Consider the following 21,427-nt stretch of genomic DNA (forward strand, 5'->3'; position numbering starts at 1 on the left):
GCAGCCAGGGGAACCCCAGCATCCCCAGGGCACTTTGAAGGTCCGGACCCGCCACCGCGCGGTCCGGGCCTTCGACGTTTCCTGCACTTGCCTATCTGCCTCCCCGCCTGCCTCTGTGCCCTGCTTGCCTGCCGCGAGGGTCAGGAAAACGGCGTAACGGGCCTCTCGAGCCGTTCGCCGTCGACCACCAAGTCCACGCGCTCGTTGTAGAAACTGAGCAGGCCGCGGATCTTCGGATTCTCAGGAATCGGTTCGGCGTAGCTCCACACGATGTCCGGCTCAAGCTGGCCGCCCGCACGGACCGACCAGTACCGTGCGCGGCCTTTGTAGGGGCAGGTGGTGGTTTTGGTGCTCGGCTCCAGCATCCCGGTGCGCACATCTTCGAACGGCAGGTAGTAGCGGATCGGCAGATGCGTCTCGAAGAGCAGGAGCGGCCGGATACTGTTCGCAATCTCTTCGCCACCGATGAACACCTGCACGCGCCTTGAACTGTGCAGCGTGTCCACGCGCTTATAGGGATCGCGGGCGTGCACGAAAACCTGTTCGTCCTCCTCATACCAGTCCAGCTGTCGCCAGGAAAAAGTCACGTGGCCTGCGAGCGCGGCCAAGTTTCCGGTCGGTTTCTTGTGGGACCAGGCGGCACTTTCGGCCCGCTTCCTCCCGGACTGGACGGTCCACCGGCTGCCGGCCCCGGAACCGGAGCCCGGCACTTCATCGGTCAGCGCACCGGGGACAACGTCTTCCCGAGGCACGTAGTAGGTAGGCAGGCTGCCTGGCCCGTAATGCACCAGCAACTGCGCGCGGGTGCTGTCGGCCACCAGTTCATTGCCCAGCCGCACCCGGATCCGGCGCTGGGTAGGTTCTACAAAAGGCTCTGGAATCTCCATGCTGCATCTTACTGCTCAGCCCTCGAACCGGTCTTGGTAGATTGGGCCTATGGCCGAACCTGTCCAGCCTGCCGGCCAACCGGAATCCACCGAACCGGCCCCGGCAGCGATGCCTACCAGGGCGCGCAACTACGCACTGGACCTGCTCCGCATCGTCAGCATTGTGGGCGTGGTCGCTATCCATTCCTTCGGCGAACTGGCCGGTGACGACAGCGCCCGCAACCGGCCGGATTGGATTCCGGCGGCCGTCATCGACATCGCGTTCATCTGGGTGGTCCCGGTCTTCGTGATCATCTCCGGCACGCTCACTCTGGCCCCGCGCGCCCACGCGGCTGGCGCCGGCGACTTCTACCGCAAGCGCGCGCTCCGGCTCGTACCCGCGCTGATCTTCTGGCACCTGGTCTACATTTTCGTGGGCCGCTCGATAATCCTCGAACGCGAACTGAACCCGGCCGAAACCCTCGCCGATGTCTTCAACACCTCGGTCTACCCGCACCTGTATTTCCTCTGGCTCATCCTCGGCCTGTACCTCGCGGCCCCTCCCCTGGCGCGATACTTGCACAGCTTCAGCCTGCGGACTGCCGGAATAACGACGGCGATGGTGCTGGCTGTGATTATGCTTCTCTTCATGGCCCAGGCCGCCAGCATCCAAGCCGAGCTCGGGTGGCAGTACCCCTGGAACATGCTGACCCAGTGGTTCCCGTACCTGGGTTACTTCATGGCCGGCTGGGTCCTCGCCCAGGTGAGGATCAGCAAACGCACCGCGGCCCTGCTAGGAGGCGTCGCCGTCGTACTTTCGATCTTCAACATCTGGCACTGGATCAACCAGGACTCGACGCCGGTGCTGAACATCATCACGCCGTCCAGCTACATCGGCCTCGGCGTGACACTGGCGGCGCTATGCATCTTCACGTCCGTGTTCCACCTGCTCAAGGACTGGCACCCAGGACCACGGCTGGCACAGTTCATCCTGGCACTGTCGAGCGCGGCCTTCGGCGTCTTCCTGTGCCACTACCTGATCCTGACCTGGCTCACGTTCAAGGTCCTCGGCGAAGACGTGCAACCGACGCTGGCCACCATGACCTTCAAATTCACGGTGGCCACCGCCGGCGCCTTCATCCTCTCCTACACCGCCCTGAGAATCCCCTGGCTGCGGAAAGTTTTCTGAACAGTTGACCCGCCCCATACCTCCGTGTGTAGCCGAAACTGACCGTAATGAGCGAAGGCCTTTCGCGACCTCTAAGGCAGGAGGATCGTGCGATAAACGGTTCTCCTGAAAATCATGCTTCCCCGGCCGCAACCGTAATTGGGGAGAACACTTTGGCGGACCTGTTCGATCCTCTGGTCCTTAACAACCTGACGCTGCCGAGCCGCGTGCTCATGGCACCCTTGACCCGTAGCCGGACAGGGGTCGCCCGGATCCCCAACCCGCTCAGGTGCGTTTTGCGCGCAGCCGTGCAGGCAACTCAAAGATTCCGGGTCGAGAACCGGTCGAATTCGCATCGGATGCTATTCGCCGGACTCCGGCAATCGGGAAGACATAATCTATGTTTCGGCGAAATAAAATGTTTAGTCAGAAGGGGGTTCAGGTAGAAATCTCCTAGCGTCCACCCGCCCGCTTGCGGGTTGGATGCAGCTGCGTGGGTGGTTCGAATGGAACTGTAATAGACGAGTTGCTGCCCAGGCCGAAACTCCGACAACGTCCCACCGTCCTGTTGACTGTGTGGCTACGGCAAAGAGCAGCGGGATATATCTGGCTGTTAGACCCATTTCGGCGCGTCGTTTAGTTATGTCAAGTCGAGATCAGGGGCCGGGTACTGGGTCCGCCCAGGCTGGGTCCGACCCCCATCCGGGTTTATCCCCGACGGCAAGGCGGTACCCACTAGGCCCGGCGCAAGCCTCGTTAGGCTGGAACAACTCTCACGGGAATGGACTCCCAGCCGCGGAGGGTGTTGTGCAGGTAGGGCACCGCGTCGCCGGCAGGTTCGATGGCCTTGACCCGCGTGGCGAGCGTGGTCAGCAGCACATCCATTTCCAGCCTGGACATCGGTTGTCCGACGCATTGATGGATTCCCATGCCGAACCCCAGATGGCCACCGGCTGGGCGTTCGATGTCATACTTGTCCGCATCGCCGCCCCATCGCCGCGGGTCTCGGTTGGCTGCGCCGACAAACACCGCGAGTTTTTCGTCTGCTGGGATTCGGATCCCGTGGAAATCAATGTCCCTGCTGGTGGTGCGGTAGAAGGACTGGAACGGCGATTCCAGCCGGAAGGCTTCGTCTATGGCGAACTTAGTCAGTCTGGGGTTCGCATGCACCTTTGACCATTCGCCGGGGTGTACGGAGAGTAGCTGCATGACGTTACCTATCGAGAAGATGGTGGTGTCCAGGCCTGCAGACAACATGGCCCGTACCAGGAGGGCGGCCTGATCGGAGCTGATCTCCCCTCTGTCCGCGCAGTCCCAGATTTGCTGGCCCAGACTACCCTCTGCCAGTTTTTCGCGTGCGCAATTCGCCATCGCCCATTCGTTGGTGCCCTGGCCCATGCGGAAGTATTCCTTCGCCCGGTCATCGTGGGGGCCGAACGTGCTGAAGTTCATTGCACCCAAGGCCAGGAGATTTTCTGCACGGCCCTCGCGGGGAATGCCTACGGCGTCGCCGAACACCCGCAGCGGGAATACTTCAGCGAAGTCTTTCGCAGCATCGAAGTGCCGCAGGTCGAGTATGCGGTCGACAAGTTCGTCTGCGAATTGCTGGAACTGGCCTCGAAGTGAGCGCATGCCGCGCGGTGAGATGACACTTCCCATGGCTTGGCGCATGGTGGTGTGGATTGGCGGGTCGGACTCCATGATGCCCTGGGCACGCCAGGATTTCTCGTGATGCAGATTCTTGGGACCGGCGCCGGCGCTGGATATGAATGTGGAGTAGTCCTCGAGGATTTCCTTACATACATCAAAACGTGTAAAGGCAGGAACTCCGTATCGCTCGAGCCAGACGGCCGGGCCTGCGTCGCGCATCCGGGTGAAAAGCGGGTACGGGTCTCTCAAATTGTCGTCAGAATAAGGATCTTCCGTGAAGACGGGGGCGGTTGCCGTGGACAAATCGAGTGCCATGAGTGCCTCACATGTCGATGGGGAGCTGGACTCCAAACAACGTAACGGCGCGGACTCACACGGCTAAATTCCATTCTCGCAGTGCAAGAATGCGAATTGTCGTGATTCGAGATCTGATGGAGCATCGTAGTGTTGCATGGCTCACACGAGATAAGTCAGGAGGATGAAGGTGTCATCGTTTGAACGTGGTCTGAAGATTCTTGCTGAAATTGCAACCTGTGGGGACGCGACAGTTGATGCCGTTGCGACCCGTCTCGGCATCCCGCAAAGCACGACATACAGATATTTCAAGACCCTTAAGGAGCATGATTTCGTTCAAGAAGACGACGGACGCTACCGGCCGGGCCGTGCCCTGCTGGAAATGAGCGGCCGCAACCATTCACAATCGCTTCTGGCGGATATCGGCACCGCAGTCCTGAAGAGCATTGTTGACGAGGTGGGAGAAACCGCCGTCATGGTGATTCGGGTCGGGACCCAAGGTATGTGCCTTCGACGCGCGGAACCGGACAAGTCCCTGAAATACAGCTTTGCCGTGAACGAACTGCTCCCTTTGCATGCCGGTGCCGGCCAGCGCATCCTGCTTGCCTGGGCTCCGCCCGACGTCGTCCGGCAGGTCCTCGAGCGCGACCTGCCCCGCTTTACAGAGAACACCCTCACGGCTCAACAGATCCAGGCCAGCCTGCCTCACGTGCGTTCAGCCGGCCGACTGGTTTCGCGGGGTGAGCTGGACGTTGGGTCGCTATCCCTTGCCGTGCCCGTGTTCAGCCGCGGCGAAATAGTCTGCTCATTGAATATTGCAGGACCGGAGACCCGGTGCGGTTCCAAGTCCTGGATAAGTTCGGCCTTCAACGTTATGGAGGAGGCGGCACGGTGCCTCACTTCGTCGCTGGAATCCGCCACGAGTTTCCAATCAAGTAGGGAGATACTGAATGAACACAGGTACGCTGGCTGAGACCCAGACCGTCCTCATCGGCATGGATCCGTCCTCGGTGGAGGACTTGATCCAGGTAGCCCGGCACCGTCGTCCGGTCGCACTCGACCCTGCCGTCCTTGAACGCATGAAGCCGAGCCAGCAGTGGCTGGACGGAGTGGTCGACGGAATGCAGGCGGACACTGATACGCCGCCTATCTACAGCATCAACACCGGCTTCGGGTCGCTGGCCGGCCGCCAGGCCTTCGCCGACCCCTCGGATGCGGCCGAACTGTCACGCCGGCTCGTCCTTTCCAACGCCTCCGGTGTCGGCCGGTATGTCGACGAAGAAGTTGTGCGCGCAACCATGTTCATCCGCGTCGTCAGCCTGACACAGGGATACTCGGGTGTCCGCGGCAACATTGTCACGCTGCTGGTCGACATGCTCAACCACGGCGTCTATCCGGCCATCCCCGAATACGGATCCCTCGGAGCCTCAGGCGACCTGATCCCCCTGGCCCACATCGCCATCGTGATGACCCGTTCCCACATCGGCGAAGACGACGAGCTGGATTCCGGCGAAGCGTTCCTCGACGGCAAGATCGTCAGTGGAATAGCAGCCATGGCCAGCGCTGGCCTGGACCGGCTGCCACTGGGTGCGAAAGATGGTCTCGCACTGCTTAACGGGACTTCCTTCTCGTGTGCGCAAGCTGCATTGGCGCTCTTTGATGCGCAGAACCTCTTGGAGACAGCGCAGGTCACCGCGGCCATGACCATCGAGTCGCTCATGGGATTCGGTGATGCGTTCATCGCCGAACTGCACGAGGCCCGCGGCCAGAAAGGGCAGATCGCAGTGGCGGCCCGGCTGCGCGAACTTCTGGCGGGCAGCACGCTGGTCGATGGCAATGCTTCCACAGACCCGGTCCGCCAGCCACCTCAGGACGCGTATTCCCTACGTTGCATACCGCAGGTCTTTGGTCCCATCAAGGAAACCCTGGACTTTGCAGCCGGCATTATCAACAACGAAATTAACGCGGCCACCGACAATCCGTTGATCTTCCCTACGCTCCCGGACACCCGGAAGCTCAAGGCCGTCTCCGGCGGAAACTTCCACGCCGAGTACGTCGCCTTCGCCGCGGACTTCATTTCGATCGTCGTCACCGAGATCGGCAACATCACGGAACGCCGCTTATTCCGTCTGGACGACGGCAGCCTGAACCGCGGATTACCTGACATGCTCGTGGCCAGCGAACAGGTCGGCATGGACTGCGGCTACATGCTCCCCCAGTATCTGGCTGCGGCGCTGGTTTCGGATTCGAAAACTCTCTCTCACCCGGACAGTGTGGACTCTATCCCTACGTGCGCCAACCAGGAGGACCATGTCTCCATGGCTAATAACGCCGGTCGGCATGCCCGGCAGATAGTTGCCAACATCGAGACGGTAGTCGGCATCGAGCTGCTAATGGCGGCCCAGGCCATTGAACTGCGGCTGGGCCTGCCCGAAACCGCCGGGACTCCGGGGCCTGCCAGCGCCGCAACGGTCGACCTCCTCCGCAAAAGTGCATCGGCCGATGGGCGGAGGATCGATCACTTGCGCCGTGACGTGGTGATGTATCCGCGCGTTCGAAAGGCTGTGGAGCTAGTGCACAGCGGAGCCGTCGTGGATACCGCCAATACTGCCGTAGCCGGGACCTTTGAGCGGAATTCGCTCCAATAGTTTTCCGAAATTATTACGGAAAAGGAATTGCGCGGTCCTCCAATTCATATTAAGGCGTATCGCGAGGGCTTATGAACCTTTCATAAGCCCTTCTTCTGCCGCATCACCATCAAAGAATAGTGGTTCCACCCTGTGACGTAGCGGAGGCATCCTCCCCCGCTAGCGCTACTTTGCGCCCGAAAATCGAACGACATGCGCCGAAGAACTAAGTTTTAATCACTAGCATCCTTTCCCTTGTGGAATCACTATTTACTTTCTAGGCTGTTTCCCAGCTCGTTTGAAAAAGGTTTCTAACCAACACACAAAATAGCTTCATTGTCAGGCTTTAAACATAGCTAGGAGCAAAATAAATGATCTCATCAGCTGTTTTTAAACGTACTTTTAGCGTCGCCGCGTTCGGATTGGCAACTTCCCTAGCATTGGCGGGTTGCTCAGGTTCAGCCGACGCCAACGCAGAATCCGAAAGCAGCGCCGCCGCAGCGGCCGGAGCGAAGGCACCCTTGTTCTCCGAGCTGCCTCAGTCCATCCAGGAAGCCGGCACAATCAATGTCGCCAGCAATGTGGAGTATCCGCCGTTCGAATCCTTCGACACTGACGGAACCACGATCGTCGGCATTGATCGGGACATCGCTGACGAACTGGAGAAGCAGTTCGGAGTCACCCTGGAGTTCAACAACATTGCCTTCGACGCCATCATTCCCGGATTGGAATCCGGCCGCTACGACATGGCGATGTCGGCCATGTCGGACACCGTGGAACGGCAGAAGAAGGTTGACTTCGTCGACTATTTCTCGGCTGGCGGAGGAATCATGACTGGTACGGCCAACGCGGAAACCATCAAGACCTTGGACGACCTATGCGGCAAGGCTGTCGGAATTGTGAAGGGTACTACGGAGGATGCCGACGCCGCCGAGCAGTCGGCCAAATGCCAAGCCGCAGGCAAGGCTCCGCTGAAGGTAACGGTGTTCGCGGGCCAGAACCAGGCGGTCCTCGCGCTGCAGAGCGCAAGGACCGATGCGTTCCTGGTCGATTCGACATCAGGATCCGTCATTGCAGCCGGTTCCAAGGGCCAGCTAGTACAGGGGCCGCGCTACCAGGATCTCGCTTTCGGCATCGTCTTCCCCAAGGAAAGCGACCAGTTGACGGAGGCCGTGCAACTGGCCATGGCCGAGATCAAAGCGAACGGGGCGTATGACCGGATCCTGGCTGACTACGACATGGCCGACCATACCGTGGACGATTTCCCGATCAACGGAGTCACCGAATGAACCGGCCCACTGACGCCGGGCCCGCCGACGACCTGCCAATCCTTCCGGCCAGGTACACCGGACGGTGGGTAGCAGCCGGGGTGGTCCTGGTCGCCGTCGTTCTCTTGGTCTATGCGGCCTTCACGAACGAGCGCTTCCAGTGGAACGTCGTTGGTCAGTACCTCTTTGCCCCGCAGGTCCTGACAGGCTTAGGCAGGACACTGATGTTGACCGGCATAGCCATGGCCATCGGTGTGCTGCTTGGCATCCTCGTAGCCGTCTGCAGAATGTCCAGCAACCCCATCCTGTCCTACTCAGCGTGGGCCTATTCCTGGTTCTTCCGGGGCACTCCGCTGATGGTGCAGCTGCTCTTCTGGTTCTTCATGGCTGCGCTCGTTCCCACGATCGCCCTCGGCCTGCCGTTCGGACCAAGCTTTTTCGAAATTGAAACCAACGCCATCATCTCCCCGTTTACGGCAGCATTGCTGGGCCTGAGCCTGAATGAGGGCGCCTACATGGGCGAGATTGTCCGCTCCGGAATCAGGTCCATTCCGAAGGGCCAGACGGAGGCTGCCCAAGCCATCGGCATGTCGCGGGCACAAAACATGCGGCGTGTGGTCCTGCCCCAGGCGATGCGGGTGATCATCCCGCCAACAGGCAATGAAACGATCGGCATGCTCAAATACACGTCGCTGGTCATCGTCATCGGCTACGGGGAACTGCTGACGTCGGTTTCGATCATCTACTCGCGGACATTCGAGACGATCCCGTTGCTGATTGTCGCTGCCATCTGGTACCTCGCCGTCACCGCGGTGTTGTCCATAGGCCAATATTTCGTCGAGCGGCACTTCGAACGAGGCTTCTCCCCCATCCGTCCTGCCAGGGAAGGGCGGATTACAAGCCGCCCGGCTGGCGTGCACGTTTCCGCGCTGCCTGCCGCTGTCCCCGCCGTCGAACTGGAGAGACTCAAATGAACGATCCGATCGTCAGTGCCAGGCAAGTGCGCAAGTCCTTTGGCCACGTCGAGGTCCTCAAAGGCATCAACATGGATGTGAAGGCGGGTGAAGTCGCATGCCTACTCGGTCCCTCCGGCTCGGGCAAGAGTACCTTCCTGCGCTGCATCAACCATTTGGAAAAGATCGACGGCGGCCAGCTATGGGTGCAGGGTGAACCCATCGGCTACCGCCGGATCGGCAACCGGCTGCGCGAACTAAAGGAGCATGAAACCTCCCGCCAACGCGCTTCCGTGGGTATGGTCTTCCAGCAGTTCAACCTCTTCCCCCACCGCACCGCCTTGGAAAACGTCATTGAAGGCCCTACCGTGGTCCAACGGCGCCGCCGGGCAGCAGCCATCGAAGAAGGCATGGCCCTGTTGGAACGGGTCGGTCTGGCGGACAAACGCAATCACTATCCGGGCCAGCTCTCCGGCGGGCAGCAGCAGCGGGTTGCGATTGCCCGGGCCCTCGCGCTCAAGCCCACCGTGATGCTTTTCGACGAGCCGACGTCCGCCTTGGACCCGGAGCTCGTCGGGGAAGTACTGGACGTCATGGTCTCGCTGGCCGCATCCGGAATGACCATGATCGTCGTCACCCACGAAATGGGCTTCGCCAAAGAAGTCGGTGATGTTGTCCACTTCATGGCCGATGGCTGCCTCGTTGAAAGCGGCGATCCCCGGCAAGTGCTCGAAGACCCCAGGGAGGCCCGAACCCAGGCCTTCCTGTCCAAGGTGCTGGCATGAACCCGGGAAAGGTGTAGAGCCATGATGGTCCTAACGCCTGGCTGCGCTGCGGCGGCTGCCGCATGAAACTCACTCAAGCCCTAAGGCTGGTCTCGGTTAAGCTCCCCACAGGTTCGTCGGTTGAACGGGCGATGTCCCGGTGCCACACCGTCGAGGACCTGCGGCAGCTGGCAGCGCGAAGACTGCCACTGCCGGTGATGGAGTACATCGACGGCGGAGCCGACGGCGAACTCAGCCTGGCCAACAATAGCGCGGCCTTCGAACGCCACCGCTTCATTCCCGTTGCACTAGCTGATGTCAGTACAACGGATACCAGCACCGGGTTCCTCGGTCGGCGCGCGGCCGCGCCGCTGGGCTTCGCACCCACCGGCTACACCCGAATGGTCAGGACCGAGGGCGAACCCGCAGTGGCCCGCGCCGCTGCTGCCGCGGGTCTGCCCTATGTGCTCTCCACGATGGCTACCACCTCACTGGAGGAGCTGGCAACCGGGCCGACTGCCGAAGCGGAACGCTGGTTCCAGCTCTACGTCTGGAAAGACCGGGCCCGGGCCCACGAGCTTGTCCGCCGTGCGGCCGCGGCGGGTTATCGGGTTCTCGAAATAGCAGTGGATACCGCAGTTCCCGGCAACCGGCTGCGGGACATCCACAACGGATTCACCATTCCGCCGCGGCTCACGCCGGCAAGCTTGCTGGAAATCGGGACCAAGCCCGGATACTGGATGCGGATGCTCCGCGCTCCCGCCTTGGAATTCGCCAATGTCTCCGACAGCGCCGGAAGCAATGCTTTGACTATCGAGAACATCGGCTCACAGTTCGACCCGGGCGTGACGTGGAGCGATCTGGCGGAGCTGCGTGCGATCTGGGACGGGGACCTGCTGTTAAAAGGCCCGATCAGTCCGGCCGATGCCGTCCTTGCACGCGACCTCGGAGTTGACGGAGTGCATCTGTCCAACCACGGCGGCCGTCAATTGGACCGCACCATTGCCCCCGCCGATCTGATCAACCCGGTTCGCCGGGCCGTCGGCGACGACTTCGCCATCGTCGTTGATTCAGGTATCCGGCACGGTGCAGACATTGCCACCGCGATCGCTCTGGGTGCAGACCTGGCCATGATCGGCCGCCCGTATCTGTGGGCGCTGGCAGCCGCCGGTGAACCCGGCGTCGCGTACTTGGCTGACCTCCTTGTTGGCCAATTCCGCCGCACCATGCAACTGCTCGGAGTCGCCAGCGTCGATGAGCTGCGACGCCGAGGCATGCAGCTTCTCGATGAAGAGCCCGTGCTTCCCCGGCCCCATACACCCGGAGAAATCCCCGGATTGCTCCTGCCCCAAGCATGACAGCGGAAGGAAACGACATGAGCACGAATACGGCCAGCCCCCTGCCGCCGCTGGAACCGCCTGCCCCTCGGGGCACCAACCGCGGTACAACCGGCCCGTCACCACGGCCAGGAATTGCCATGCTGCCTGGATACTCTCGTTCAGCGGGTAAGGCGAGTGTCCGCTGGATTGCCTCATCCAACGAACTGCCGGTTCCACCGTCGCGTGCGGTCCAGGATGCGGTCGCGGCGGCTGCTGCCGACGCCAACCGCTACCCCAGTCTCGCAGGTGACAATCTCGTGGCGGCCGTGGCCGGGAGACTAGGACTTGAGCCCGGCCAGGTGGTCGCAGGAGCCGGATCGCTTGCCCTGCTCCAACTGCTGCTCACCACCTACACTGGCAGCGGTGATGAAGTCATCTACGCCTGGCGCAGCTATGAAGCGTACCCGATACTCGTCGGAGTCACCGGCGCTGCAGCCGTTGAAGTACCCCTCACCAGCGCTACCCGGCACGATCTGAACTCAATGGCCGCCGCTATAACAACAGCCACCCGGGCCGTGATCGTCTGCTCGCCGAACAATCCAACAGGAACAACCATCGACCACGAAGAGTTGATGGACTTCCTTAACCGGGTACCAGCGCAGGTGCTGGTGATCCTGGACGAGGCATACCGGGAATTCTCCTTAACCGAACACGACAGCACACACCTCTTGAAGAAATATGCCAACCTGGCTGTCCTGCGGACCTTTTCCAAGGCATACGGCTTAGCCGGACTCCGGGCAGGGTATTTGGCAGCCAGCCAGGATATAGCGGCGAACTTGCGGCGCGCCGCCCCACCTTTCCCGCTCAGCCGGGTGGCTGAAGCAGCCGCTATTGCCGCTTGGAACGAACCCGACGCGACCGCACAGACCATCTCGCGCATCGTGGACGAGCGCCGCTATCTAAGTGCACAGCTGCGCAGCCGGGGTATCGAGGTGCCGGAAAGCGGAGGGAACTTCGTGTGGATCCCCGCCGGCGACCGCGCCCTGGAACTGGAGGCCGCCTGCCTGGCCCAGTCCGTTTCGGTCAGAGCATTCGACCGCGAAGGAGTACGCATCACTCTGGGCGAACACGGCGCAACAACGGCAGTACTGGCCGCAGTTGATTCCATGGGCGCGGCTGTCCATACAACCAGCGGCACCCTTTGCACGCTGACTTAAACACCGGCATCCGCCTGCTAATTTGTCTGAGGAGAACGACTTGAAAACCCCGTTGAACAGCGAATTTTTCGATGTAGAAGTCACCGAGACCGAACCTGCGTCCGATTCCATACTGGCGCTGCGGCTTGAACACCCTCGCGGTGAGGCGCTGCCCTCATGGGAGGCTGGCGCCCATGTGGACGTCATGCTGCCCAACGGCCTGCTGCGCCAATACTCGCTCTGTTCCCGGCCAGAGGATAGCTTTTGGCGTCTCGGCGTACTGCGGGAGCCGCAGGGACGCGGCGGATCCGCCTGGATACACGACGAACTGCGACCCGGTACCAAATTGCAGGTGCGCGGTCCCCGGAACAACTTCAGTCTGGACGCTGCACCACGGTATCTCTTTATTGCCGGCGGAATCGGTATCACCCCAATCCTGCCCATGATCCGGCAAGCCGAGGCGGCAGGCGCGGACTGGAAACTCATCTACCTGGGCAGGAGCCGTACGTCCATGGCGTTCCTGGAGGAACTTGTTGTTTACCACGACCGTGTCCACATCCACACGGACGATGTGTCCGGGCTTTTTCCGCTTGAACCGCTCCTCGATGGGCTGGACGCGTCCACCCATGTCTACGCCTGTGGGCCGGGACCGCTGCTGAATGCCCTCGAGAAACTGACCGGGGACTGGCCAGGACCTAACCGCTACCATTCCGAGCGGTTCGTCTCCCGCCCGGCTACCGACTCCGACTGCAAGACATTGGACACGGAGTTCAGCGTAGAAACGGCAGACGGCACAGAGATCCTGGTCCCCCCAGGCACTTCAGTTTTGGAAGCGCTGCTGGAAAGTGGCATACCCGTTCTTAATTCATGCCGCGAAGGCATCTGCGGCACTTGCGAAACCCCGGTGATCTCCGGGGAGATCGACCACCGGGACAGTCTACTGTCAGGGGAAGAACGCCAGGCGGGGGACACCATGATGATCTGTGTCTCGCGCTGCTTCGGCAAGCGCCTGGTACTAGACATTTAGACCTCCCCGCAGCGACTCCGACACGGCTGGACAGGGCGGAAACCGATTCCTAGCTTCTATGGTCCTGCCACCCGAAGACTTCCACCAGCTCAGCGATTTCCTCACGTGACCGGCTGAAGGACCTGCCGGCACCGAGCCGATCCGGGCCGATCCGGGCCGAACCTTACAGCTCGCAGACCATTTTTTCCTGTGAGAATCGGATCCGGTCCGCCGATAGGAATGGTCAGTCAGCGTTCGAGGAATACACCTTCAGATAATCACGAGGTCTGGTATGCCCAGACCGTGCACGGCCTTCGGGGGCGGGTGCAAGGCTCATCCAAACCTCGCCCGCGACGCGCTGGGGAACGCCGTCTCCGCTATGGCACCCATACTTCGTAGAGGAGCCGGAGTGCTAACTGCTTATGAGGGCAGTTTCGCCTCGCGTCACATAGAATTCGGCGCCCCGGCTCAGCGCCGTTCTCGCTTCATTCAGCATTCGCCCGTGGTGAAGGAAGGCGTGGAGCACACCGCCAAACTCTTCCAGGCGTGTGGAACCTTCTGCTCGGCGAGTATCCTGGTGACTTCCTCCACTTTGCCTGTCCGAATGACCTGTCCGTCCCTGAGGATTTGGACACTCCATCTATGGAGTTCTTCCCAGTTGTCGAGGGGCATAGCTGTGCTCTTTCCTTGGAATTATCCCTCATCGGGGAAATTGTCGTTGGCAAGGGGCAGGTACGGCATGGAACCGGCCTGCACTGCCGCTCTTCAGAACAATCAGGCGTGCGTTGTTACAACGGCTTGGGCCGAGCGGGCGTGGCGAAGTTCGGTGAGATGGTCAGTGAGCTGTTGGTTCCTTGCGACATCGGCCACCGTGAGGGCTAGGGCCTTGGCACCGTCGATCATGGCGGTGTCTCCGGTCTGTGAAACAGCGGCTTGGGCAAACTCGATGGTGTGCGGCACGGCGTCGCAGTTAGCAAAGGTGATACACGGGTGGATGGCGGGTAGGAACTGGGAGATGTTCCCCATGTCCGTGGATCCGCTGCCCATGCCGCCGGTTGTTTCCAAGGTGTAGCCGAGCTGCTCAATGTTGTTGTCCCAGTAGGCGGCGATATCGTCGTGCTGACGCATCGGGGCGTAAGGAATCTCGGTCTGCTCAATCACAACCTGGCAACCGGTTGCGATGGCAGCGCCTTCCAGACAGGACCGGACACGGGCGCTGGCGTCCAGCCAGTCATCTTCGTCGAAGGCCCGTATTTCGACCTGCAGGTTCGTTTTACCGGGAATGATATTCGTAGCCGCACCCCCGCTGACGACGAACGAGGCGACCACCACAGTGGGCTTGAGCTGCTGGCGCAACAGACCGAGCGCAACCTGTGCCAACGTCGCTGCATCGCCCGCGTTGACTCCTTCGTGGGGTGCCGCCGCTGCGTGGGCAGTGCGACCGGTGAAGGTCACGGCCAGATGCTCATAAGCCTGCGTACGGAAAGATGCACAGGGCGTCTGCGCTCCGGTAGCGCCGTGCACCATGAGGGAGAAATCGGTGTCGTCCCAAGCTCCTCGCTCGAGCATAAGGATCTTACCGCCGCCCTTTTCTTCTGCCGGAGTGCCGAGGAGCTTAATGCGCAGATTAAGTTCCTCGGCTACCGGTTTGAGGGCCAGAACCGCGCCCACCGCAGCTCCGGCAATTACATTATGGCCGCAGGCATGGCCGATCCCGGGCAGCGCGTCGTACTCGGCAAGCACCGCCACAGTGCAATCACCGTTGCCATATACCGCTTCGACGGCAGTGGGGAGCCCGTAGGCGCTCCGTGTGACGTCAAAGCCGTTGTTCTCCAAAACGTCGGCTATCTCGGCTGCGGCATGGAACTCCTCGAACGCGAGTTCTGGGCGGTTACCGATGCTCTTGCTCAGCTCGATCAATAAGTGGCTGCATGTCTCTACTGTTCGGATGATGGTTGCACGGATGTTCTGGTTTGCGTTCATGTGGTTCTCCTCAATTCGTGTCTGGTACGTGGATGTTCTCTACCGCCGCGCAGCCGCCTCCTCGACGAGCTCAAATTCTGCCTCGGCATGCACCGCCGCCGGGGGCCGTGAGATGAAAACGGCACAGACGGCGCCAGCGACATTCAGTGCGGCAAAGACCATCCAGATGATCTGAAAGGCCTGCATCGAAGGTGCTGTGTTCCCTGAAGACGTACCGGCAGAAGTGACCAGCAGGGTGGTAGATGCGACAAATGCACCGGCGAGGGAACCACCGATGGTGCGGGCGGTGTTGTAGACCCCCGACGCTGAGGCTGGCGCCGCAACCGGCGCCCGCTCGATGACCACACCGGGCAGTACCCCCAACACCACACCCATACCTATTCCACCGATTGCCAGCCAGAGCGTAAACAGCAGAACCGAGGAAGGCACAAACGCCATGCAGACCAACGCGGCGGCGGAAAGCAAGCAGGCAAGGACAAGAGCCCGGCTGCGTCCCAGCACCTTTGCAAGGAGGAAAGATGAGAAGGAACCAAGAGTAAGACTTCCGGCTGATACAGCGAGAACAATGCCCACACCTGTAGTAGAAAGTCCGGCACCGTAACCCGTTACTGCGGGGTTTGCGCTTAGGAACAACACGGGCGGAGACTGGTTGCCGAACATCGTGACCGCTACCAGGAAGCCAATAAATATTGGGTTTCCCAGATGAGAGGAGCGGATCGCCGGAAGGTCCACAAGTGGGGATGGTGCCCGGCGTTCCACGCGTAGGAACAGCACGAGCGCGAGAATCCCGACCACCAGGGGGATGAGCGCATGCTCAGACAGCCAGCCGCGCTGAGGCGCTTCGGACAGGCCATACATCACACCCACGAGCCCGGCACCGAGCAGCGCAGCACCTTTCCAGTCGATCATCCTGCTGGCGTCGGGCCGGCCTTCGGGCACGAGCACTCGCACAAGCGGCACGAACAACGCGATGCCCAACGCGGGAATCAACTGCACCCAGAGAAGCGACCCGATCACGTCCATCGCGACCCCGCCCAACACGCTTCCGGCGGCAACCCCGAACGTAAGCGCACCTACCATCAATCCGATGTCCTTGTTGGCCGACTTCTGACGGTGCGCTTTCAACAGTGCCATTGCCAGTGGCAGAAACGCAGCCACAGGGCCTTGGACTGCGGCGCCGAGCAGAACGAACGCAAATGCCGGTGCGAAGGCGACGAGCAATGATCCTGCAGCGGCAAGAGCCACGGAAACGACCAGGAGCCGCTGTTGCCCGAACCGGTCCCCCAGCATCGCGATAAGCGGAACGGAAACCGCCGATGACAGCAGGCCCACGGCAAGGACCCAACTGGTGGCCCCGCCGGGCACTTGGAAGACGCGCCCGATCTCGCCCAGCAGCGGCACAATCCAGCCCTGTACAAGACCTGAGAAGAACTCCAGTGCAACAAGGACCGGTACGAACAATCGAATGCTTGCGGCCGTCGTCGTGGACGCCCGCCCCCTGGTCGAACTCATAATTCTCTGCTCCTCACACCACACCACCCCTTGGCGGTGATCCAGATTACAGTGACATAAGGATTGGCGACCGCGCACAATATGATGAAACTCTTTTGATTTGAGGGGCTTGATGAAGAATTCTCATCCTGACGAGACGGATTTGAAGATTATTAATGCTCTCCAAATCGAACCAAGGCTGCCGTGGACGTCTTTGGCCAAGGTGATCGGCGTCGATTCGGTGACACTTTCCCGGCGTTGGGACCGCATCTCCGCCGACGGCGCGGCATGGATCACAGCCATGGCAACCGGGCATTATCGCAGCATCGCGCTCGTGGAGGTGCAGTGCCACCCCGGACAGGTACTCACCACTGCCAAACAGGCAAGCCTGGATCCAGCTATCCATTCTATTGATCTCACAAGTGGACTCCGGGACATGGTCATTACGCTGTCCACCCGGGACGATGAAGAATTGGCCGACTACATCCTCGTCCGGCTGGGAAAGCTGCCCGGCGTCCGGGCGATCCGCACCTACATCGTCAATTCTCCGTTCAAGCTGGGACACCAGTGGACGTTGCGCGCCTTGACCCATGAGGAGGCCGAACGCATTCCGCGGTACCGTCCGCCGAGGACCGCCGCAGCAAAGATCGTTCCACCGCAGCTCGTAGCCCCGATCGTCAGCGCGCTCGAAAAGAATGCCCGCGCTACCAACGCCGAGCTATCCGGAATACTTGGCATCAGCCCCCAGCGGGTGAGCGACTCCATTGCCACGATGAGGATGCAGGGGGTGCTGGAACTCAGGGTGGACATTGCCCAGACGCACTCGAACTGGCCGGTTGTCACCTGGTACTTCCTGCAGGTCCCAAGCTCAACCTTGACCACCGCAAACAAAGCTCTGCTCAGCATGAACGAGGTACAGTTCGCGGGAGTCGCAACAGGCCAATACAACCTCATTGTGGCGCTAAGCTCACGCAGCAGGTCGGACACGCTGGGACAGGAAACGGAGCTCGAGCGGCGACTGCCCGGCGCCCGGATTGTGGATAGGTCCATGGTGATCCGGGTATATAAGCATCTGGGGCACCTGCTCAACTCCTCGGGCCGCGCTACTGGAGAAATCATTAGCCTGAGCCGCCCCTGACGACAACTTCCGCCTAACACTGCCCTTGTCAGGACTGCCTTCATCGAAAGGGCGGCAAGTTTCATCCCGCTAAAAGTGAGGAACGGTCCCAGGAGCTTGGGAGGCGCCGGGCGCTCACGAACTGTCCATCAAGCCCCTCGCATAGCATGCGAGGCCCAGCTATCAATGACGCCAACCGTCAAGGACCTTGCTCTAGTAGGGCGGCACACGCCAAGAAGTACCCGCATCAGCTCTCGGGCGACCCATTGCATCGGGGCTGCAATGGTGTCCCGCCTGCTGACCGAAGGCGTTGCAGCCGGCTGATCGATTGAGAAGTCTCAGTCGCGTGTGTCCGCAAATCAGCCCGGTTTTGAGAAAGCTGGTCATGAAACCCGGGCACTGGCCGCGGTGATCACCTTCAGAATTGGGCACCCGTTCCACACATTGTCCCTCGCCTGTTCGGGTGGAAGAGCTTGCGCAACAGAATATGCCTAGGTCAAGCGGGATGCCCACTTGCACGATCTCGGTCGGCAGAAATAGCGGGTCAACGACGGCGCCACCAAGGACGAACCTGGGTCCGGGACTACCGTGGCAAAGTGGTCGGCTTCACCGGCGATCCGTCTCTCGCTCCCGAGTGCCGTGGAGATGCCGTGGAGATGCCGTATACCGGAGTATCTGACTGTGCCAGCATCTGACTGTGCCAGCGCGTCCACATGGGCCCGACCCGGGCCACCTCTTCGCGGGCATCAGACGAGAGTTCCACGTGGGCCCCGTTACGGGCCGCGGCAATGACGGCGTCGGCGGCGGCACCGGAAGTGCCCAGGACCACGGTGGCAAGCTGTGCCGTTGTCATAGTTATTTTCCTTCGTTCATCGGGATCCGGACGCCACGCTCGGCAGCTACGTCGACGGCACGCTCGTAGCCGGCGTCGGCATGACGGATCACTCCCACGCCCGGATCGTTGGTGAGCAGGGCGGTGAGCTTGGCCGCTGCGAGCTCAGTGCCGTCGGCCACGGAGACCTGGCCGACATGGATGGAGCGGCCGATACCGACGCCGCCGCCGTGGTGGATGGAGACCCAGGTGGCGCCGGAGGAAGCAGCGGTCAGCGCGTTCAGCAGCGGCCAGTCGGCAATCGCGTCGGAACCGTCCGCCATGGATTCGGTCTCACGGTACGGAGAGGCCACGGAACCGGAATCCAGGTGGTCACGGCCGATCACGATCGGCGCCGAAACCTTGCCCTCGGCCACAAGCCGGTTGAACAACAGCCCGGCCTTCTGGCGCTCGCCGTAGCCCAGCCAGCAGATACGCGCCGGCAGGCCCTCGAACTCGACGTGCTCCTGCGCGGCGTCGATCCAGCGGTGCAGATGTTCGTTCTCGGGGAAGATCTCCTTGATCGCCTCGTCCGTAACGCGGATGTCCTCCGGATCACCGGACAGCGCAACCCAGCGGAACGGACCCAAGCCCTCGCAAAAGAGCGGACGGATGTAGGCGGGGACGAAGCCGGGGAACTCGAACGCGCGGTCGTAGCCGCCCAGGCGCGCCTCGTCGCGGATGGAGTTGCCATAGTCGAACACCTCGGCGCCGGCGTCCTGGAACTCCACCATCGCCTGCACATGGCGGGCCATGGAGACCTAGGCCTTCTTGGTGAAGACCACCGGATCCGCTTCAGCCTCGGCATGCCAGTCCTCGACAGCGATGCCTTCGGGCAGGTAGCTCAACGGGTCGTGGGCGGAGGTCTGGTCCGTGACCACGTCCACGGCCAGCTCGCCGGCCTTGTGCCGGCGCAGGATCTCGGGGAAGACTTCGGCGGCATTGCCGACGAAGCCAACGGACAGTGCGCGCTTGTCGGCCTTGGCAGCCAGCACCTTTGCGATAGCGGCGTCGAGGTCGGTCTCAACCGCATCCAGCTAGCGCTTGGAAGCGCGGCGGCGCAGGCGCGTCTCGTCGACGTCGACAATCAGGCACGCGCCGCCGTTCAGCCGACGTCGCGCTCGTTCGAGGCCGACACCACCGCCCCCTGGTGCGTCCGGAATCGCCGGCAACACGCGGGAGGTGGACTTACTCGACGCCGATGCTGAACACCATCACGCCGTCCAGCTACAACGGGTTCGGCGTAATGCTGGCGGCGCTGTGCATCTTCACGTCCGTGTTCCACCTGCTCAAAGACTGGCACCCGCGCCACGGCTGGCACAGTTCATCTTGGCAATGTCGAGCGCCGCCTTCGGCGCCTTCCTGAGCCACTACCTGATCCTGACCTGGCTCACCTTCAAGGTCCTCGGCGAAGACGTGCAACCGACGCTGGCCACCATGACCTTCAAGTTCACGGTGGCCACCGCCGGCGCCTTCATCCTCTCCTACTCAGCTAAGAATCCCCTGGCTGCGCAGGATTTTCGAAACGGGGCCTATTTCATCCCGGCCAAGTCCTGGGTGCGGCCTTCCTTGGTCAGCAGGATGGCTACGGCTGCCGCAATGAAGGCGACGATCCAAACGGAACCAAGCAGTGTGAGGCTGCCGCCCCCGATCACGAGCAGGCCAGCGGCGATTGCGGGCGTGAAACCGGCGCCGAAAGTAGAGGCGCTCTGGTAGGACAGGGAGGCCCCGGTGTAACGGACACGGGTGGGGAACAGTTCGGCGGTGAAGGCACCGAAGGGTCCGAAGATCAGGCCCTGCAGGGCTTGGCCCAGCACCACAGCGACGGTGAAGCCCACTACGGTGCCGCTGTCCACCAACCAAAGAATCGGGAAGGCGCAGAGGGCTGCGGCGATAACACCGGTGAGCATAACCGGCTTGCGACCGAACCGATCGCTGAGGCGGGCGCCGATCATGGTGGTGATGACCATACCGAAGGCAGCCAAAGCCTTGGCGTTGAGGACACCTGTTTTGTCCGCGCCGGCATCGACGGCGTAGGAGACCGCCCATACGGTGACCATGCCCGCGATTGTGTAGACGCTCGTTCCGGCAATGATGCCCAAGACCAGGTTTTTCGGATGTTTGGTCAGGACCTCAGTCAGCGGAATTTTCTTTGAATCCGCTTTCGCCTCCAACTGCTGGAACAGCGGAGTCTCGCTGACCTTCAGCCTGATGACCAGGCCGACGGTCACCAACACGATGCTGATCAGGAACGGAACCCGCCAACCCCAGGCCAGGAACTGGCCATCCGGCAGCAGCGTGAAGAGACTGACGGCCAAAGTCGCCAGCAGGGCACCCGCCGGCGCACCCATATTGGCGAAACTCGCTGCGAAGCCGCGCTTCTTGTCAGGCGAGTGTTCCAGTGCCATGAGCATGGCGCCGCCCCATTCGCCGCCGACCGCCAGACCCTGAACCACGCGCAACGTGATGAGCAGGATGGGTGCAATGACGCCGATCTGCGCGGTTGTAGGCAGGAGTCCGATCAACGTCGTTGCCACGCCCATGGTCATCATGGAGACGATGAGCACGGTTTTGCGGCCAACGCGGTCACCGAAATGGCCGAAGATCGCGCCGCCCAAGGGGCGGGCAACGTAGCCGGCGGCCAGTGTTCCGAAGGAGGCAAAAGCTGCCATGCCCGGGCCGAGATCGGTGAAGAAGACCTGTCCGAACACGATGGCCGCGGCTGTGGCGTAAAGCAGGAAGTCATAGTATTCGATGGCACTACCGATGAAGCTGGAGGCAAGAATCCTCCGCATGTGCTTAGTATTCAGGCTCTCATTGGCTGGAGCCTGATGGCGGGTGTCCATACTGGGTG

Annotated in this window: 17 protein-coding genes and 1 pseudogene; 11 read left to right on the plus strand and 7 right to left on the minus strand. The window is 61.5% G+C overall.

The features are described from left to right. Positions 1-140: 140 nt before the first annotated feature. Positions 141-887 (minus strand): DUF427 domain-containing protein, encoded by a 747-nt coding sequence (locus tag J5251_RS03475; RefSeq protein ID WP_208575186.1) that lies wholly within the window; start codon positions 885-887, stop codon positions 141-143. 49 nt (positions 888-936) lie between these two features. On the opposite strand from J5251_RS03475, the gene J5251_RS03480 reads away from it, so the two are divergent. Further along, on the plus strand, positions 937-2,055 hold the full coding sequence (locus J5251_RS03480; protein ID WP_208575187.1) for an acyltransferase: 1,119 nt from the start codon (positions 937-939) through the stop codon (positions 2,053-2,055). A gap of 735 nt (positions 2,056-2,790) precedes the next feature. Here the strand turns inward: J5251_RS03480 and J5251_RS03485 are convergent. Then, positions 2,791-3,999, minus strand: coding sequence for a cytochrome P450 (locus J5251_RS03485; RefSeq protein WP_208575188.1), 1,209 nt, complete (start codon positions 3,997-3,999; stop codon positions 2,791-2,793). A 169-nt stretch (positions 4,000-4,168) separates the two neighbouring features. Here J5251_RS03485 and J5251_RS03490 point away from each other — a divergent pair, with 169 nt between their 5' ends. From J5251_RS03490 to J5251_RS03525, 8 genes are all read left to right on the plus strand, one after another. After that, complete coding sequence (locus J5251_RS03490) at positions 4,169-4,951, plus strand: IclR family transcriptional regulator (protein ID WP_208575189.1); 783 nt, start codon at positions 4,169-4,171, stop codon at positions 4,949-4,951. Then, on the plus strand, positions 4,929-6,626 hold the full coding sequence (locus J5251_RS03495) for an HAL/PAL/TAL family ammonia-lyase (RefSeq protein ID WP_208575190.1): 1,698 nt from the start codon (positions 4,929-4,931) through the stop codon (positions 6,624-6,626). The genes J5251_RS03490 and J5251_RS03495 overlap by 23 nt, the downstream gene beginning before the upstream one ends. A gap of 350 nt (positions 6,627-6,976) precedes the next feature. Continuing rightward, positions 6,977-7,894 carry an ABC transporter substrate-binding protein gene (locus J5251_RS03500; RefSeq protein WP_208575191.1) on the plus strand — a complete coding sequence of 306 codons (918 nt, stop codon included), beginning with the start codon at positions 6,977-6,979 and terminating at the stop codon, positions 7,892-7,894. After that, positions 7,891-8,847 carry an amino acid ABC transporter permease gene (locus tag J5251_RS03505; RefSeq protein ID WP_208575192.1) on the plus strand — a complete coding sequence of 319 codons (957 nt, stop codon included), beginning with the start codon at positions 7,891-7,893 and terminating at the stop codon, positions 8,845-8,847. The genes J5251_RS03500 and J5251_RS03505 overlap by 4 nt, the downstream gene beginning before the upstream one ends. Beyond that, positions 8,844-9,611, plus strand: coding sequence for an amino acid ABC transporter ATP-binding protein (locus J5251_RS03510; protein ID WP_244250782.1), 768 nt, complete (start codon positions 8,844-8,846; stop codon positions 9,609-9,611). Before J5251_RS03505 ends, J5251_RS03510 begins: the two co-directional genes overlap by 4 nt. A 62-nt stretch (positions 9,612-9,673) precedes the next feature. Next, complete coding sequence (locus J5251_RS03515; RefSeq protein WP_208575193.1) at positions 9,674-10,948, plus strand: alpha-hydroxy acid oxidase; 1,275 nt, start codon at positions 9,674-9,676, stop codon at positions 10,946-10,948. A gap of 17 nt (positions 10,949-10,965) precedes the next feature. Further along, a complete protein-coding gene (locus J5251_RS03520) occupies positions 10,966-12,126 on the plus strand; it encodes a histidinol-phosphate transaminase (RefSeq protein ID WP_208575194.1) in 1,161 nt (386 codons plus the stop codon). Between the two features lie 40 nt (positions 12,127-12,166). After that, positions 12,167-13,132, plus strand: a complete 966-nt coding sequence (locus tag J5251_RS03525; RefSeq protein ID WP_244250783.1) for a PDR/VanB family oxidoreductase — start codon at positions 12,167-12,169, stop codon at positions 13,130-13,132. Between the two features lie 753 nt (positions 13,133-13,885). Here J5251_RS03525 and J5251_RS03530 read toward each other — a convergent pair. Together J5251_RS03530 and J5251_RS03535 are read right to left on the minus strand one after the other, a co-directional pair. Next, positions 13,886-15,094 carry a M20 family metallopeptidase gene (locus J5251_RS03530; protein WP_208575195.1) on the minus strand — a complete coding sequence of 403 codons (1,209 nt, stop codon included), beginning with the start codon at positions 15,092-15,094 and terminating at the stop codon, positions 13,886-13,888. A gap of 39 nt (positions 15,095-15,133) precedes the next feature. Continuing rightward, positions 15,134-16,606: an MFS transporter gene (locus J5251_RS03535; protein WP_244250912.1), complete on the minus strand. Its 1,473-nt coding sequence runs from the start codon at positions 16,604-16,606 to the stop codon at positions 15,134-15,136. A gap of 112 nt (positions 16,607-16,718) precedes the next feature. On the opposite strand from J5251_RS03535, the gene J5251_RS03540 reads away from it, so the two are divergent. Then, complete coding sequence (locus J5251_RS03540; RefSeq protein WP_208575197.1) at positions 16,719-17,723, plus strand: Lrp/AsnC family transcriptional regulator; 1,005 nt, start codon at positions 16,719-16,721, stop codon at positions 17,721-17,723. A gap of 562 nt (positions 17,724-18,285) precedes the next feature. Here J5251_RS03540 and J5251_RS03545 read toward each other — a convergent pair. Both J5251_RS03545 and hutU read right to left on the minus strand, forming a co-directional pair. Continuing rightward, positions 18,286-18,555: a hypothetical protein gene (locus J5251_RS03545; protein WP_208575198.1), complete on the minus strand. Its 270-nt coding sequence runs from the start codon at positions 18,553-18,555 to the stop codon at positions 18,286-18,288. A gap of 2 nt (positions 18,556-18,557) precedes the next feature. Then, positions 18,558-19,685 (minus strand): annotated as a pseudogene (hutU, locus tag J5251_RS03550) (urocanate hydratase); the annotation flags it as partial. 89 nt (positions 19,686-19,774) lie between these two features. Between hutU and J5251_RS03555 the strand changes: the two are divergent. After that, on the plus strand, positions 19,775-19,939 hold the full coding sequence (locus tag J5251_RS03555) for a hypothetical protein (RefSeq protein WP_208575199.1): 165 nt from the start codon (positions 19,775-19,777) through the stop codon (positions 19,937-19,939). Positions 19,940-20,105: 166 nt separating this feature from the next. Here J5251_RS03555 and J5251_RS03560 read toward each other — a convergent pair whose 3' ends face one another. Beyond that, positions 20,106-21,368: an MFS transporter gene (locus tag J5251_RS03560; protein ID WP_348272962.1), complete on the minus strand. Its 1,263-nt coding sequence runs from the start codon at positions 21,366-21,368 to the stop codon at positions 20,106-20,108. Between the last annotated feature and the right edge of the window lie 59 nt (positions 21,369-21,427).

This window comes from Arthrobacter crystallopoietes (genome assembly GCF_017603825.1).
Taxonomy (GTDB): Bacteria; Actinomycetota; Actinomycetes; order Actinomycetales; family Micrococcaceae; genus Crystallibacter; species Crystallibacter crystallopoietes_B.

What these genes read in the sequence shown, in the direction of transcription:
- J5251_RS03475 (WP_208575186.1), bottom strand. Translation starts at nt 887, where the DNA reads ATGGAGATTCCAGAGCCTTTTGTAGAACCTACCCAGCGCCGGATCCGG.
- J5251_RS03480 (WP_208575187.1), top strand. Translation starts at nt 937, where the DNA reads ATGGCCGAACCTGTCCAGCCTGCCGGCCAACCGGAATCCACCGAACCG.
- J5251_RS03485 (WP_208575188.1), bottom strand. Translation starts at nt 3,999, where the DNA reads ATGGCACTCGATTTGTCCACGGCAACCGCCCCCGTCTTCACGGAAGAT.
- J5251_RS03495 (WP_208575190.1), top strand. Translation starts at nt 4,929, where the DNA reads ATGAACACAGGTACGCTGGCTGAGACCCAGACCGTCCTCATCGGCATG.
- J5251_RS03500 (WP_208575191.1), top strand. Translation starts at nt 6,977, where the DNA reads ATGATCTCATCAGCTGTTTTTAAACGTACTTTTAGCGTCGCCGCGTTC.
- J5251_RS03505 (WP_208575192.1), top strand. Translation starts at nt 7,891, where the DNA reads ATGAACCGGCCCACTGACGCCGGGCCCGCCGACGACCTGCCAATCCTT.
- J5251_RS03510 (WP_244250782.1), top strand. Translation starts at nt 8,844, where the DNA reads ATGAACGATCCGATCGTCAGTGCCAGGCAAGTGCGCAAGTCCTTTGGC.
- J5251_RS03515 (WP_208575193.1), top strand. Translation starts at nt 9,674, where the DNA reads ATGAAACTCACTCAAGCCCTAAGGCTGGTCTCGGTTAAGCTCCCCACA.
- J5251_RS03520 (WP_208575194.1), top strand. Translation starts at nt 10,966, where the DNA reads ATGAGCACGAATACGGCCAGCCCCCTGCCGCCGCTGGAACCGCCTGCC.
- J5251_RS03530 (WP_208575195.1), bottom strand. Translation starts at nt 15,094, where the DNA reads ATGAACGCAAACCAGAACATCCGTGCAACCATCATCCGAACAGTAGAG.
- J5251_RS03535 (WP_244250912.1), bottom strand. Translation starts at nt 16,606, where the DNA reads ATGAGTTCGACCAGGGGGCGGGCGTCCACGACGACGGCCGCAAGCATT.
- J5251_RS03540 (WP_208575197.1), top strand. Translation starts at nt 16,719, where the DNA reads ATGAAGAATTCTCATCCTGACGAGACGGATTTGAAGATTATTAATGCT.
- J5251_RS03545 (WP_208575198.1), bottom strand. Translation starts at nt 18,555, where the DNA reads ATGACAACGGCACAGCTTGCCACCGTGGTCCTGGGCACTTCCGGTGCC.
- J5251_RS03555 (WP_208575199.1), top strand. Translation starts at nt 19,775, where the DNA reads ATGCTGAACACCATCACGCCGTCCAGCTACAACGGGTTCGGCGTAATG.
- J5251_RS03560 (WP_348272962.1), bottom strand. Translation starts at nt 21,368, where the DNA reads ATGCGGAGGATTCTTGCCTCCAGCTTCATCGGTAGTGCCATCGAATAC.